The sequence below is a fragment of the Algoriphagus ornithinivorans genome (assembly GCF_900115305.1).
Lineage (GTDB): Bacteria > Bacteroidota > Bacteroidia > Cytophagales > Cyclobacteriaceae > Algoriphagus > Algoriphagus ornithinivorans.
The window spans coordinates 231,886-246,551 of sequence record NZ_FOVW01000006.1 but is presented as its reverse complement, the minus strand read 5'-3'; the positions used below and the strand labels follow the sequence as shown (position 1 = coordinate 246,551).

At 39.1% G+C, this 14,666-nt stretch carries 13 protein-coding genes; 3 read left to right on the top strand and 10 right to left on the bottom strand.

From position 1 onward, the window contains the following. The first annotated feature begins 5 nt into the window (after positions 1-5). Positions 6-587: a Pycsar system effector family protein gene (locus BM073_RS11060; protein ID WP_245756402.1), complete on the top strand. Its 582-nt coding sequence runs from the start codon at positions 6-8 to the stop codon at positions 585-587. Here the strand turns inward: BM073_RS11060 and BM073_RS11055 are convergent, their stop codons facing one another. The 10 genes from BM073_RS11055 to sdaAB all read right to left on the bottom strand — a co-directional run bounded on the left by BM073_RS11055 (position 588) and on the right by sdaAB (position 11,920). Continuing rightward, the gene (locus BM073_RS11055; protein ID WP_091654119.1) at positions 588-1,892 is read right to left on the bottom strand and encodes a polysaccharide deacetylase family protein; all 1,305 of its coding nucleotides are present in this window, start codon (positions 1,890-1,892) and stop codon (positions 588-590) included. Between the two features lie 100 nt (positions 1,893-1,992). After that, on the bottom strand, positions 1,993-2,685 hold the full coding sequence (locus BM073_RS11050) for an SIMPL domain-containing protein (RefSeq protein WP_091654117.1): 693 nt from the start codon (positions 2,683-2,685) through the stop codon (positions 1,993-1,995). 241 nt (positions 2,686-2,926) lie between these two features. After that, positions 2,927-5,152, bottom strand: a complete 2,226-nt coding sequence (locus tag BM073_RS11045; protein ID WP_091654116.1) for a heavy metal translocating P-type ATPase — start codon at positions 5,150-5,152, stop codon at positions 2,927-2,929. 87 nt (positions 5,153-5,239) lie between these two features. Further along, positions 5,240-5,800, bottom strand: a complete 561-nt coding sequence (locus BM073_RS11040; RefSeq protein ID WP_091654114.1) for a helix-turn-helix domain-containing protein — start codon at positions 5,798-5,800, stop codon at positions 5,240-5,242. A gap of 29 nt (positions 5,801-5,829) precedes the next feature. Next, positions 5,830-6,594, bottom strand: coding sequence for a malonate transporter subunit MadM (madM, locus tag BM073_RS11035; RefSeq protein ID WP_091654112.1), 765 nt, complete (start codon positions 6,592-6,594; stop codon positions 5,830-5,832). Next, on the bottom strand, positions 6,578-6,952 hold the full coding sequence (madL, locus tag BM073_RS11030; RefSeq protein ID WP_091654110.1) for a malonate transporter subunit MadL: 375 nt from the start codon (positions 6,950-6,952) through the stop codon (positions 6,578-6,580). Before madL ends, madM begins: the two co-directional genes overlap by 17 nt. Before the next feature lies 1 nt (position 6,953). Next, the gene (locus BM073_RS11025; protein WP_091654327.1) at positions 6,954-8,435 is read right to left on the bottom strand and encodes an acyl-CoA synthetase; all 1,482 of its coding nucleotides are present in this window, start codon (positions 8,433-8,435) and stop codon (positions 6,954-6,956) included. A gap of 141 nt (positions 8,436-8,576) precedes the next feature. Next, on the bottom strand, positions 8,577-9,887 hold the full coding sequence (locus BM073_RS11020) for an efflux RND transporter periplasmic adaptor subunit (protein ID WP_091654109.1): 1,311 nt from the start codon (positions 9,885-9,887) through the stop codon (positions 8,577-8,579). Positions 9,888-9,890: 3 nt separating this feature from the next. Beyond that, complete coding sequence (locus BM073_RS11015) at positions 9,891-11,234, bottom strand: TolC family protein (RefSeq protein ID WP_091654107.1); 1,344 nt, start codon at positions 11,232-11,234, stop codon at positions 9,891-9,893. A gap of 8 nt (positions 11,235-11,242) precedes the next feature. Further along, positions 11,243-11,920 (bottom strand): L-serine ammonia-lyase, iron-sulfur-dependent subunit beta, encoded by a 678-nt coding sequence (gene sdaAB, locus BM073_RS11010; protein WP_091654106.1) that lies wholly within the window; start codon positions 11,918-11,920, stop codon positions 11,243-11,245. Positions 11,921-12,084: 164 nt separating this feature from the next. Between sdaAB and BM073_RS11005 the strand changes: the two genes are divergently transcribed. Then, positions 12,085-12,894, top strand: a complete 810-nt coding sequence (locus BM073_RS11005) for an aminotransferase class IV (protein ID WP_091654104.1) — start codon at positions 12,085-12,087, stop codon at positions 12,892-12,894. A gap of 126 nt (positions 12,895-13,020) precedes the next feature. Next, positions 13,021-14,664: a sodium/sugar symporter gene (locus tag BM073_RS11000; RefSeq protein WP_091654103.1), complete on the top strand. Its 1,644-nt coding sequence runs from the start codon at positions 13,021-13,023 to the stop codon at positions 14,662-14,664. Positions 14,665-14,666: the final 2 nt, after the last annotated feature.

Below are 14,666 nucleotides of genomic sequence, written 5' to 3'. Positions count from 1 at the left end.
TTAAATTGACTCAATATTTAGCCAACATGGAAGAAGAGATTTACCAAAATGTAAAAACTGAGAAAACATCTCGTGAGAGGCAGACCTTTTACAGAGTTACTTTTAATAACAATTCTCAACTTTTGAAAATAGCTGATAACAAGGCAAATATTATCATCAGTATCAATGCATTGGTGATTTCATCTATGGTAGCCCTGGTCGGATACGGATCAGTTTCCAATCAAATAGACATGTCCAATTTGGTAATGTTAATCCCTTTGGTAGTTTTTATCCTTACCTCATTGACATCTACTATCTTGGCTGTTCAGGCAGCAAAACCAAAGATAGTTGGCAAATCAAACCAATCTGTTGAAAAGCGATCAGTCATCTTCTTTGGCTCCGTCTCTGAATTCACCAAAGATGAATACTTGAGAGAGCTCAATGAAACTTTGAAATCCAAGGACGAAATTCAGGATCAAATGTCCACTTCCTTATACTACCAAAGCATGGTGCTCAATCATAAATACAAATTGTTGAGACATGCTTATCAGGCATTTATTTTAGGATTAGTGATCGGAGTAATTGCCTTATTGCTACAGATATTTTGATTAATCTACCCTGTTGAATTCGATAGAATTACCTAGCTGCAAGTTGTAGCTGATGTACTTCCCTTTTTCATCCTCTTTAATCTCTATTTTCTCTCCGCTATTTCCTAACTCAACATTTTTCCAATTAGAAGGAAGATAGGTCTTCAGTGTAAGTGGAATACTGTAGATAGCGGGGTCTAGTTCTGATTTTAGTGAAATTTGAATCTTTTTGTCCGATTCAATACTAGTACTGATTTCACTATTCATTCTTGCTCTCAAAAACTTGGTAACATCCCGGAAGGTGGCGATCCATAATTGATTTTCATTTGCCTTCATGTAGGAAAAATATTCCACTAGTTCATTTCTTGTTTTAGGTTCCCAACCTAGGTTTTCTACACCATGAAAAACTAAAACCAACCAAGTATCATCGTGCTTCATGACTGTGTCTACCCAAGATTTCATTTCACCAATTCCAATTCTACTTACGGGGCCTCTTTGCCATTGCACATATTCTTTATTTGATTCGCCAGGAGTCATTTTGCTTCCTCGGTTAATTTCCTCCAACCAATCTTCAGGCATTCTATTTCTCAAAGAAGGATAAATCTTATGAGCGTATTCCATTACCCGTTCATTCTCTGTTCCATAAGGTCCTTCCGCACTAAAGATTGATTCTTCTCCTATAAATTTGAGGAGATCAGCTTTACTCTGCTCCAACTCATACAGCATGTTTATTTCGTCAAGAACTGCTAACCTGGGGTGTGTGACAGTGTGTGAAGCTATCTCATGTCCCTGTGCGGCATAAGATTTATACTGGTCCCAAGTGGTAGTATCTTCCACATTGTTATGAAATACTACGTCATTGGTGTTTTTCATTTTGCCTTCCCGTAATTTTTGGTAGCCTTCATCCAGTAGAAGATATGCTTCTTTTACTTTTCCTTGCTCAAATAGAGAACCAACTCTAGCATGATAATCCTCCGCCTCAGAGGTGCCTGTAAATGCAATTAGAGATGCTCGCTCAAAGAAGTTAGTTGAATCAGTGGGGGTATTGGCGGTTTCTGTAATTATTTCTTTGGGGTCTCTTCCTATGAATTTTCCTTTACCTGATCCATCTACTTTTCCTGTAATGATGTAAAATGTCCCAGGGAGCCCCAAACTATCCATGATAGGTTTGGCGATGGTAAATTGATTGATAATCCCATCATCATAAGTGACTGAAATTGCTCCTGATTTATCATCAGGCCATTTTGTGATCTCTGTTGTTACAGTGACGTTGTTTTGACAAGCAAATAGGCCAAAGGCAAATAGAAAGAATATTCCGTAGCGCATGGTTTGATAGGGGTGATGTTTCGAAGTCTAATATCCTCAAAATGATATCAAAGGACCAACCGCTGATCAAAAAGAAAAAGCCGCTTGTGGCGGCTTAGATTTAATAAGTGTATTTGACATAAACTCTCCGATTAATCTTCTGACTATCCGGAGCCAGTTTTATTTGGGATTGCTCGCTGGCTTGATCTGCCATGATTCTAAACATAGGAACTGGGCTAGGAGGAGAGTCCACACTTACATGGTAAACAGAAATATTTCTTATCCCTAAAGTTTCTGCAATAAGGAGAGCCCTGGATTGTGCATTTCTCAAAGCATCGGTCAATAAGGAATTCTCGAGTGATTTTTGAGCAGTTTCTGATACCTGAAAGCTTAAATTAAAACTCATATCTCCTGATTCTTGGATAGCCTCTGCTATTTTTTGCAAGTCTTCATTTTTACTTCCGGTGACAATCCTGAGTGTCTGTCTGGCAACATAACCACTGTCTCTGGAAACCCCACTTCGGTAAATTCTATTAATATCTACAGAGTAATTGTCTGCAATTAATTTATAGTCCTTAATCTTGGCTTTTTTGAGAAGGTCCGCTAAGCGTTGAGTTTTGTTATTGAGGATTTTGGTGGCATCACTAACTTTCATGCCTTTTTCTTCAAGCATAATATTAAAAACTGCCTCGTCAGGGGAAATAAGTCTTTCTGCAAATCCTTCAACCTCAATCAAAGGAACTTGCTGAATTTGTTGGGCGAATACTTGAAAGCCAAAAATGGCAGCAAGTAAGGTTAATGCTATCTTTTTCATAATATTTTCATGTGTTTATAAATTGATTTTTAAAGGTCACATGGAATCTCGCATATTTCCCTCTAACCATGGGGTCATCCCAGTGTGTTTCGGCTCCGATATGCTCGATTTCATTTAAGTAAAAATGGCTTAGTACAATAATTACTTCCAAAACGCGGTCCAAAATTCATATGCTACAGGAATTGCTCATTTAAAAGAAGTGTTTTGACAAATTTTAAGAAAGCCCTGATTTAATCATATTTCAATTTAGTTGAATTCTTTTAAGTCTAAGACTATTTAATACTACTGATACGGAACTGAAGGCCATCGCCGCTCCAGCAATCATTGGGTCTAATAAAAAACCATTGATGGGATAAAGTAATCCTGCGGCGATAGGTATTCCAATGAGATTATAAATAAAAGCCCAAAATAAATTCTGTCTAATTCCCTTTACAGTCAGATGCGAAAGTTTAAAGGCCTGAGGGATTTTTTCCAAATCTGATGTAATCAACGTCATCTTGGCTACATCCATAGCAATATCAGAACCATGGCCCATAGCAATGCTGATATCCGCCTGGGCAAGAGCTTCCGAGTCGTTGATACCATCACCAACCATCGCAACCACCTTTCCCTGAGCCTGCAGATTTTTAACATATTCAGATTTATCAGATGGAAGTACTTCCGCGCGGATATTTGTAATAGAAAGTTCCTTCCCAACAGCTTCGGCTGTTTGTAGGTTGTCCCCTGTTAGTATGTGAACTTCTATCCCTGATTGTTTGAGTTGATGGATTGCGGATTTAGAACTGGCTTTGATTTGATCTTTTATTCCAATGATGGCCAAAACTTGATTGGAATTCGCAAAATAAACCACAGTTTGAGCTTGATCTTTCCAAGAATTAGCTTCTGATTTCAATTCGCCATCCAAAACAATATTATTGTTTTCTATCAAGCGCTGGTTTCCGACATAATAGGTTTCTCCATTATGAATAGCTTTTATTCCGAGCCCAGTAATACTTTCAAACTGAGCAATTTTAGTACCCTGAATTTCTTGGGTTTTTAAATAGTTGACAATAGACCCCGCAAGTGGGTGCTCAGATTGAGATTCAATAGCGAAGAGCAATGATAAATTTTCCTCTGTGACATCCTCTGTACTAAGCCATTTGATATCGGTAACGCTAGGTTTTCCTTCTGTAATTGTCCCAGTTTTATCCAATACCAAGGTGTTAACCCGATGTCCAATTTCAAGACTTTCTGCATCTCGGATAAGAATATTGTTCTCTGCTCCTTTACCCATCCCAACCATGATGGCTGTAGGGGTGGCCAATCCTAAAGCACATGGACAAGCTATGACCAGAACAGCAATAGAAGTTAATAAAGCATGGGTAAAGGCTTCATCACCTCCAACTAGCATCCATATGGTAAATGTTAGCATGGAGATCGCAATGACTGTTGGGACAAACACTCCTGCAATTTTATCTACCAGCTTTTGAATAGGTGCTTTACTTCCCTGAGCTTCCTGCACCCTTTTGATGATTTGGGCTAAGAGAGTGTCAGAGCCTACTTTTTCAGCAATAAACTGGAAGCTTCCTTTTTGATTGATGGTTCCTGCAAAGATTTTATCGCCCGTTTTTTTGGAAATCGGAATGGGTTCTCCACTGATCATACTTTCATCAATGTAGGACTCACCAGATGTTAATTGCCCATCTACGGGTACTTTTTCGCCAGGTTTAACCAATAAAATATCTCCCTCCTGCACCTCTTCTATGCCTAGTTCTACCTCGTTTCCATCTTTAACAAGGTTAACTGTTTTGGGTTGGAGACCCATAAGTTTTTTCAAAGCGGAAGATGTACTGGATTTGGCTTTCTCCTCCAGCATTTTTCCAAACGAAATAAAGGTGATAATCACCACTGCTGCCTCATAGTAAACATGGGCTTCCAAGCCTCTTGAAGTCCAGAATTGAGGATAAATAGTATTGAAAAATGAAAAAAGGAAAGCTATACCGGTACTTAATGCGACAAGCGTATCCATATTAGCCTTGCGATGCTTTGCCTGCTTGTAGGCATTGATAAAAAATGTCTGGCCAAAGTAAAATAGAACTGGTACAGAAAGAGCCATGCTAATCCATTTTCCGAGTTCCCAGGACATAAAAAACATACCCAAAATGAAGACAGGAATACTCAGGATGGCGGATCCTATGGTTTGTCTTTTGGCCTTCTGATATTTTTTATCTTGTTCCTCGTCTACGGATTTCTGGAGATTTTCAGAATCCAAAATTAATCCATAACCGACTGCTAAAAGCGCTTCATGCAATCCCTGAGGGCTGACTTCATCTGAATACTTTACTTGGACCGTGTTTGTGGCAAAATTTACCGAAGCTGATTGTACACCGTCAGTATGTGAAAGGATAGTTTCAACACTGGAAGCACATCCCGCACAGGTCATGCCCGTAACTGGGAAGGTTGATTGATGTATTACCGTATTTTTCATGCTTCAAATGTCAGATAATAGTTAAAAAAACAGCTTATAGAATTTTGGCAGTTTTTATCAAAATTTTGACCTAGTTGCCTTTTCTAGTTAAATGCTATCCAAGGAAACCCTCGAGATTTTCCTAGAATTTTTAAATTCACTGGGTGACATGCCTGTCTCCTTTTTAAATTGGGAAGAAAGGTATGAGGAACTACTATAATCCAACTGATAGGCAATTTCGGAGAGATTCAGTTCTTCATAGGAAAGAAGTTCTTTCACTTTTTCAATTTTCTGTTTTGAAATATATTTTTCTATGGTAATTCCTTCTACTAAAGAGAAAAGCCTACTCAGATAACTGTAATCATGTTGTAATCCGCTGGAAATTAATTGAGAGAAATTTACTTTTCTTTCTCCCTCTGCCTGCTGAATTTCTTTGATGATTATAGCTTTGATTTTAGAAATTAGGATGGATTTGGGTTCTTCCAATAATTCAAAGCCTAATCCTGATAAATCACCAGCTAGCTGATTTTTTGATGATGTTGAGATTTCTGAATCTAAAGTGACAGTTCCCAACTGAATGCTACTGAATGGGATATGATGCTCTTGCAACAGACTTTTAACTGCCTCAATGCACCTGTGGCAAACCATGTTTTTAATTCTTAATTCCATTTTATCTAGAATTCTTGATCCTTTAACAATCAGGAAGCTGTTAATAATTCCAGAATGAGGTAGAAAAGAGAAGGGCAAAGTAAACAACCTAAGCCTGTATAGAAGGTAGCTGAAACTGCTCCATAAGGAACAAGTTTAGGATCTGTTGCTGCTAGACCTGCTGTCACTCCACTTGAAGTCCCCATTACTCCTCCATATGCTATAGCCGCAGTAGGGTTATCAAGCCCGATTCTTTTGGCAAAAATGGGAGTCAAAACAGTGACAGCGATAGTTTTTACAACTCCCGTTGCAATGCTCAGGGCAATTACTTCGGAACTAGCCCCCAAGGCTCCTCCCGTGACTGGACCAACAATATAGGTACATGCCCCGGCACCAATTGTACATAAACTGACAGCATCTCGGTATCCAAAGGTCCAGGCAATGAGTACTCCTGCAATAAAAAATACCAATGTACCGGTGATAAGAGATGCAAGGCCAATCCAGCCGCTCTTTTTGATTAGAAAGAAACTGGCACCCATGGCAGTAGCAACGATGGTAAAGTCTCTAAACATTGAGCCTCCCAGAAAACCAACTCCTTTAAAAAGCTCTAGGTCAGCAAAACCCTTATTTCCATTTGTAATCAAACCTCCCAAATATCCTAAGCCCAATCCACCAAAAATTGCTATTGCAGAGCCAGGAATTCTACGCTTGAAAATTGCTCGACTTAACCAATCCGAAACAAAATAAAGGAGCCCAATCAGTAAAAATGCTAAAATCAGCCCATTTTGATCGATTACTTTAAATAGTTCCTGCATCGGTTCTAGGCTTGAAGTTTTCAATCAAAAGTTTGAATGCAAAAAAGGCTAGAATCACTGGGATTACTCCAGCTAAAATGGCCAATATTCCTGATGATAAGGCTGATTTCACGTTGAGGCTAGCTGCCATGGCAATTACCACTGGTATATAAAGCTTTCCCCAGAAATTAATGCCAAAGTTCATTTCTGATTCTAGGAGATTCCTTTTTGTTAACCATTCTTTGCAGAGCAATAAAATAATCATGGCAAAGCCGACTCCCCCTACATTTGCATCTATACCCAAAATAGAACCCAATATTTCTCCTGCCCACTGGCCCATTAAAAATGAAAACGCGAGTAAGGCTAATCCGTAAATCATATCAGAAGAGTTTTTTAAGTTCGTTTTTAGTCACTTTACCCATGGCATTTCTTGGTAAATCTTCGAGCTGTATATAGTTTCTTGGGATTTTATAAGCGGGGAGCCGTTCTTTGAGCCAGGATATTAGTTCTTCTTTTTGAATTGCCTCTGAGCAAACAATTCCAGCTGCTACCAACTCTCCCCACTCCTCATCCGGAATACCTATTACTCCACAATCTTTGATTAGAGGATGTTTACGAAGCACTTCCTCTATTTCCAGAGCTGATATTTTATAACCACCGGATTTGATAATATCCACGGAATCTCTCCCCAGTAATTTATAATATCCATCTTCGATGGTAGCTATATCTCCGGTCTTGAACCAACCATCTGAGGTAAAGGCTTTATTTGTTGCATCTGGTTTCCTCCAGTATTCTTTAAAAACGCAGGGGCTTTTTACTTGTATTTCTCCCGAGTCACCTAGGTCTATCTCTTTATTGTTTTCATCCACAATCCTTATTTGAACCTCCGGTAGCGGGAAGCCAACATGACCGGCTCTTCTTTCTCCCAGGTAAGGATTACTTAGGGCCATTCCGATTTCAGTCATTCCGTAACGTTCCAGCAAATAATGCCCCGATAGGCTTTTCCATTTTTCCATAACTGAGACAGGTAGAGCGGCTGATCCTGAAACCATCAGACGGAAACCCTTCATTTTCTCCTTCAATTCTTTTTGATCCGATTTTGATAATGATTCAATTGCTTGAATGAGTTTAAAATACACTGTAGGTACAGCCATGAAAACATTAATTCTTGTTTGAATAAATGCTTTCAAGACCTCTTCTACTGAAAATGGATGAATAAACTGAATACAGGCGCCTGACCACATGCAGCAACCTAAAACATTGATGATTCCATGCACATGGTGAAGTGGTAAAATCCCCAGAGTATAATCGTTTTGACTCCAATGCCAAGCCTTTACCAATGTTGAAATTTGTGCTTCAATATTAGCATGAGTAGTTAGCACGCCTTTAGGAAGACTGGTGGTGCCGGAAGTGTACAGGATCATAGCACCTCGTGTCAAGGAGATTTCAGGGAGATTTGTGCTATGGGATTTATTTTCTGTTAAAGACTCAATATTTAAACTTCGAATGTTTCCTTTTTCTACAATCGGAGTTAAGATTTCCTGATATTCATTTCCAAAAAGCAAAATTTCTGCTTCTGTATCATCCATTACATACTGCAAGGAGGGAAGAGGGTAGCTGATGCAAAGCGGAACAGCAATACCACCAGCCATCCATATAGCCCATTGGGTTTTGACATAATCAAACCCAGGTGAAACCATAAATGCCACGCGTGTCTGATTCAAATCAGGTTGTCCTTGAAGTAGGATGCCGGCTAAATTTTGGGCCTCTGTCAATAACTCTTTGTAATTATAAGAGCCTTTAGCGTCAATGATGGCGATGTTGCTGCTAAATCTCTCAGCGTTTTGGAATAGGGTGAGCATTTGAGAAAATTCTTTTTTCCAATATAGGAAGTACTTTACTGATGAAAGAAACTTTAAACACCCTAAACTTCCGCCATTGGAAAAATCAGGCATAAAAAAAGCTCCGATTAATACCGGAGCTTCAATTAATAAGTGCTGATGTTATTTTTTAGCAGCAGGTTTCGGACCTTCTTGCTTGCTTACTTTATCACCGTCCTTCAGTTCTTTGCTTACTACGAAATATGGACCTGAAATGACTTGATCTCCTTCCTGTAAACCTTCCAATACCTCAATGTTTTGGAAATCAGAAATACCAGTCTTGATTGCCTTCATTTTCGCCTCTCCATCTTGCATCACAAATACCAATTCACGCATTTTGGTAGAACCGTCCGCCAAAGTGTCCAATTGATCTTCTCTTGTGGTAACTGCAGAAAGTGGTAGAGACAATACGTTTTCTTTTTGATTGGTGATGATCTCCACAGCGGCTGTCATCCCAGGTCTAAATGGATATTTGTTTCCAGCTGCAACCAAATCTGCATACGAGCTATTCAGAATTCTGATTTTTACTTCGAATTCTGTAACTGCGTCTGCTGAAGGTTTTGTATTTGCTGTATTTGCGATGCTAGTCACGATTCCTTTGAATTTTTTTCCTGAGAAGGAATAGGCATCTACTTCAATAATGGTTGTATCGCCTTTGCTCAATCGGACAATATCATTCTCATTTACATCTACTCTTACTTCCATTCTGGACAGGTCAGCTATGGTTAGCATTTCAGTACCTGCCATTTGCTGAGTTCCAACAACACGCTCACCTTTTTCTACCAAAAGATTGGATACAATTCCGCTCACCGGGGAATAAACGTTGGTTAATCGTAAATTTTCAGCCGCTTCGTTTACAGTAGCTTGAGAACTTTTTACAACAAATTCTGCAGCCACTACGCTTTGCTTTGCTGCTTCTAAGTCTTTTTGCGCTGTGATATAATTCGCTTGAGCCTGCTCAAATTCAGAGTCTGAGATGGCCTTTTGCTCATAGAGTTTCTTTTGTCTGTTGTATTCCAGTTCACTTCTGGTGTACTGAGCTTCTGCTCTCTGAAGACTTGCTTTGGCCTGTGCCAAATTGGCTAATTGCTGGTTCAAGTTTGCACGGCTTCTATCTAAAGCTGAAACAAAATTATCAGGTCTGATTTTTACTAGAAGTTTACCGATTTCTACAGAATCACCTTCAGCGACATTAAGTTCAATTATTTCACCGGCAACATCCGGGCTAAGGTTTACTTCAATTTCCGGCTGGATTTCTCCGGAGGCACTTACCTTCTCAATGATGGAATTTTTTCCAACGGTAGCTACTTCTACATTGGTGACTTTTTCCCCACCAATCCATCCTGCCGCACGGCCGATGATTGCAAAAACGATGATGACACCTACTATTCCAAGTAGGTAGTAAAGGAGTTTATTTGATTTTTTATTAGCCATGGCTTAGTTAAGGTTGATAGGGTTTCCTAGATAGAAATCAAGGACTTTTACTCTGAAAATATAGGTGTATTTAGCGTTCAATAAATCTGCCTGAGCATTGAAGTAATTGGCTTGAGCCACTTGAAAATCAACTGAATTTATAGCGCCTAGATCAAATCTTTGCTGTGCTATTCTAAATGATTCCTCCAAGCTTTTCACTCTAGTCACAGAAGCAGAGTAGGATTGCTGAGCCGCCAAAGCTGAAGTGTATGCTGATTCAATATCCTGTCTCAATTGATTTTTAACTTCTATTTCAGTTACTTCAGCAAGTTGCCTCTGAACTCTAGCTCGCTGAAGAGATGCTTTATTACTTAATTGAGAAAAGATGGGAATGTTCAATTGCAAATTCACAGACTGAGAAAGGTTGTTTTCTATCTGAGTGGTAAATGCATCGGGCTCTCTCCCAGGGATTCCTCTGTCCACATAGTTAGAGAAAACATTGGCTCCAATGCCTAAGGTTGGTAAAAAAGCTCCTCTTGCTGCTTTTACTCCATATTCTGCACTTTCAATATTTTTCTCAGCTGCTTTTAATTCTGGCATGATTGCTAAGGCACTTTCATAAATCTGAGAAGGATTTTCAGTTGCCATTAGAGACTCGTTAATTTCGAATTTAGGTTCAATAACTTCAAATTCATCCGTGAAAGGAATTTGCATCGCTTGAGCCAGATTTAACTTTGCTATCCTAAGCGAATTTTTTGCATTGATTACTTCCAGTTCATTAGTAGCATTTTGAGCTTGTAGGTCCAATTGATCTGAAAGGGGAAGAGAACCAGCCTCTACCAAACGAGTGGTTCTTGCCAGCTGATCCTTAGTTGTTTTTAATTGATTTTCAGCAATATTCACTTGTTCTCTGTTGAAGACAACATTGACAAACAAATTGATCACATTCAGGGTGATATCATTTTTGGTTGCTTCAATATTGTACAAACCCGCCTCGATGTCAGCTTGTGCCTGATTGATTGAGCTGTTGATTCTTCCTCCAGCAAAAATACTGACATTGGAGTTGGCAAATAGGTTGATGTTTCCAATCCTTTGGGTTTCAAAGAGGTTTGTAACTGGGTTGATGGATCTACCCCATCTATATCCTGAGCTAGCGCCTGTCTGGAATGAAGGATATCTACTTCCTTTGTTTTGAAGAAGGGTAGCTTCATTGCTGAGTTGGTTCAGTTCTGATCTTTTGAGGGAGAGGTTGTTCTCTAAAGCAATTTGAACAGCTGTTTCCAGATCATAGGCTCCGGAGACATCTTGGCTCATTGCAGAAAAATAACAACCAATAACCCAAATAATACTAAGTATAAACTTTTTCATGTGGTGAGTTAAAGGTCAATATCTGGTATGTAAATTAATTCTTTTATCCAGGGGAGTGATTTCAGGTATTCGATAGTGATTGGGTTGATTCCGGAATCCATTTCAATTACATGGCAGGCCAGGTCGTTTTTGCCTTTTCTCGACACTGACATAGTAGCAATATTAGCTTTTTCCTGAGCTATAACCGAAGAGATGAAAGCAATAGCTCCTGATACATCTTGCGCTTTGATGATTAATGTATGCATCTGAGCAGAGAAATTGGCAACAAAACCATCCACCTCAGCAATATTAATCACGCCTCCTCCTAAACTTTCTCCAACTACTTCAACTTTCTTTTCTCCTTTAGTTAAAAGGAGTTTAATCGTATTAGGGTGATGAACAGATGAATTACCGATCGATTTAAACTGGTATTTAAAATCTGTTTCCTCTGCAATTTTTAAGGCATCCTTTATTCTCTCATCATCGGTTTTAAAGTCCATTAGTCCTCCAATGATGGCTCTATCACTGCCATGACCTTCATAGGTTCTGGCAAATGAATTATAAAACACCACTTGCGCTTGATCTGGCTTGGAGCCAAGAACTCTAATGGCAGCTCTTGCAATCCTTACAACTCCTGCCGTGTGGGATGAAGATGGTCCAATCATTACAGGTCCTATCATATCAAAAATGCTACTTTTTCCAGCCATTGCCCGAAATATCCAATTTTGGTGCTAAAGTCAAATCTATTTGTAACTATCGCCTAAAATTGCCAATTAATGGCCATTTTAGAGGCATATTATTTCTCAATTCTTAAAATTTAACTCCATTCTAAATAGACAGTTTAGAATAATGTCCGATTACGTACAAGGCTATGAGCGATTTTGAAACAGTTCTTTATAAATCTTCCGATTCTGAGACATGGCTATCCGATCCCATGGGAAGGATTCCCAATCGAGCCATGTATTTTGGAGATGGTCTTTTTGAAACAATGGTCTATGATGGAGAGCAAATCAGGTTTTGGGATTACCATTGCGAAAGGCTTTCATCCGGCTTGACTTTACTAGGATTTGAAGATTTTAAAATTCCGGCAACAGAAATTACACATTTAGCGGATTTTTACGGAAGTGGAAAACCGCTTAGAATAAGGTGGACTGTTTATCGAGAGGGGCTGGGAAAATATAGCCCTGAGAGTAATTTTGTGTCCCAAGTGCTTCACTTTCAGTCTTTTCATGCAGCACCGAAGTTGAAAGAAATTGCTGGTTTTTCTGATAGTATATTTTTGGTTGGAAATGCTTTTTCCTCACTTAAAACAATTTCAGCGCTTCCCTATGTCCTTGCCAATCAAGAAAAGGTGAAAAAGGGCCTGGATGAATTGATTTTAATGGATAATCAAGGGAGTATTTCAGAAGGGAGTGCTTCTAATATTTTTTGGATGAAAGATGGAAGGATCTTTACGCCATCTCTATCTACGGGTTGTATTGATGGTGTGGGAAGGAGAGTTTTAATTGAAAAATTAGCTCAAATGGGATTTGAAGTAAATGAGGGAGAGTTTGGACAGACTGACTTATTGAATGCTGATTTGGTTTGGGTTAGCAATGTCACGGGTATCAGTATGATCCATCAAATTGAAAATCAAAAATTTGATCCAAATCTTCCTGATTTTCTAGAAAACATTTTATGATTCTTGCTTAAAATGAAAGAATAAAATGAAGACCTTTCTTCTAAAATCTTATATTTATCGCTTTAATCAAACCAAACACCTTTTTGTATTAAAGGAATTAACCATAAAACCCAACCTATTTAAATTATGCTCTTAGAACCCTTAGACCTGGCGGTATTTATAGGATACTGTCTATTGATTATCGGAATGGGGCTTTTTGTTTCTCAAGAAAAAAAAGGTCACGTAAAAAACTCCTCTGATTACTTTCTTGCTTCTAAAGCACTCCCTTGGTGGGCAGTTGGAGCTTCTTTGATTGCTTCCAATATTTCCGCGGAACAATTTATAGGGATGTCTGGATCAGGCTTTGCCCTTGGTCTTGCCATTTCTACTTATGAGTGGATGGCAGCAGCGACTCTCTTAGTCGTAGCGATATTCTTTTTGCCAGTTTATATCAAGAAAGGTATTTACACCATGCCAGGATTCTTGCTGGATAGATATGATACCAGAGTGCGTACTACCATGGCCATTTTCTGGCTTTTATTGTATGTTTTTGTCAATCTTACCTCAGTTTTATATCTAGGCGCACTAAGCTTAAATACCATTCTGAATGTTCCTTTGGTTTACGGAATTATAGGTCTGGCTTTGTTTGCGATGATTTACTCCATTTACGGAGGATTAAAAGCAGTTGCTTGGACAGATGTAGTACAAGTGGTATTCTTGATTGTGGGTGGCTTGGCTACTACCTATATCGCGCTTCAAATGGTAGGCGGAGGAGATGCTTGGGAAGGCATTGGCTTATTAAGAAAAGAGGTTCCTGGACATTTTTCTATGATTTTATCGAAAGGTGAAATGATGATTCCTGATGGTCAGGGCGGAACAAGAGATGCTTATCTTGACCTTCCGGGAATTTCAGTCTTGGTTGGCGGTATGTGGATTACCAATTTAAGTTACTGGGGTTTTAACCAATACATTACCCAAAGAGCATTGGCCGCAAAAAGTTTGGATGAAGCTCAAAAGGGGATGATTTTCGCAGGTTTCTTGAAATTATTGATGCCATTGATCGTGGTGATCCCTGGAATTGCAGCCTTGGTAATTGTCAATAATGGTCTGGATGCGACATTCATAGAATCCATGAAAGATCCTGGTACTGGCTTGATCAAATCAGATAGAGCTTACCCTACTTTATTACAATTACTCCCAGTGGGTCTAAAGGGCTTGGCCTTTGCTGCCTTGACTGCTGCAATTGTGTCATCATTGGCATCTATGGCAAATAGTACATCTACTATTTTCACCATGGATATCTACAAGAAGTACTTTGGTCAAAATGCATCTGAGTCCAAGCAGGTTTCTGTAGGAAGGATTACGGCAGGTGTAGCATTCTTTATCGCTGCATTGGTAGCTCCAGCATTGGGTCAATTGGATCAGGCATTCCAGTTCATTCAGGAATATACCGGATTTATCAGTCCGGGAGTTTTCGCTATTTTCTTCTTCGGAGTTTTCTGGAAAAAAACCACTTCCAATGCAGCCTTAGTGGGCGCAGGATTAAGTATCCCACTATCCATAGTTTTGAAAGTAGTGTTCCCTGCTTTACCGTTCATCGATAGAATGGGTGTGGTATTTTTGATACTTGCTGCCTTGATGATTATTATCAGTTTGGTGGAAGGAAAAGGAAAAGATCATCCAAACAGCATTGAAATCAATAAGGCATTGTTCAAGACAAGCCCAGGCTTCAAAATTGGGGCATTCATCATTTCTGGAATTATTGCCGCTCTTTACATAGTATTCTGGTAAGA

Coding starts and splice junctions, on each gene's coding strand:
- BM073_RS11055 (WP_091654119.1), bottom strand. CDS start 1,892: ATGCGCTACGGAATATTCTTTCTATTTGCCTTTGGCCTATTTGCTTGT.
- BM073_RS11050 (WP_091654117.1), bottom strand. CDS start 2,685: ATGAAAAAGATAGCATTAACCTTACTTGCTGCCATTTTTGGCTTTCAA.
- BM073_RS11045 (WP_091654116.1), bottom strand. CDS start 5,152: ATGAAAAATACGGTAATACATCAATCAACCTTCCCAGTTACGGGCATG.
- BM073_RS11040 (WP_091654114.1), bottom strand. CDS start 5,800: ATGGAATTAAGAATTAAAAACATGGTTTGCCACAGGTGCATTGAGGCA.
- madM (WP_091654112.1), bottom strand. CDS start 6,594: ATGCAGGAACTATTTAAAGTAATCGATCAAAATGGGCTGATTTTAGCA.
- madL (WP_091654110.1), bottom strand. CDS start 6,952: ATGATTTACGGATTAGCCTTACTCGCGTTTTCATTTTTAATGGGCCAG.
- BM073_RS11025 (WP_091654327.1), bottom strand. CDS start 8,435: ATGCTCACCCTATTCCAAAACGCTGAGAGATTTAGCAGCAACATCGCC.
- BM073_RS11020 (WP_091654109.1), bottom strand. CDS start 9,887: ATGGCTAATAAAAAATCAAATAAACTCCTTTACTACCTACTTGGAATA.
- BM073_RS11015 (WP_091654107.1), bottom strand. CDS start 11,234: ATGAAAAAGTTTATACTTAGTATTATTTGGGTTATTGGTTGTTATTTT.
- sdaAB (WP_091654106.1), bottom strand. CDS start 11,920: ATGGCTGGAAAAAGTAGCATTTTTGATATGATAGGACCTGTAATGATT.
- BM073_RS11005 (WP_091654104.1), top strand. CDS start 12,085: ATGAGCGATTTTGAAACAGTTCTTTATAAATCTTCCGATTCTGAGACA.
- BM073_RS11000 (WP_091654103.1), top strand. CDS start 13,021: ATGCTCTTAGAACCCTTAGACCTGGCGGTATTTATAGGATACTGTCTA.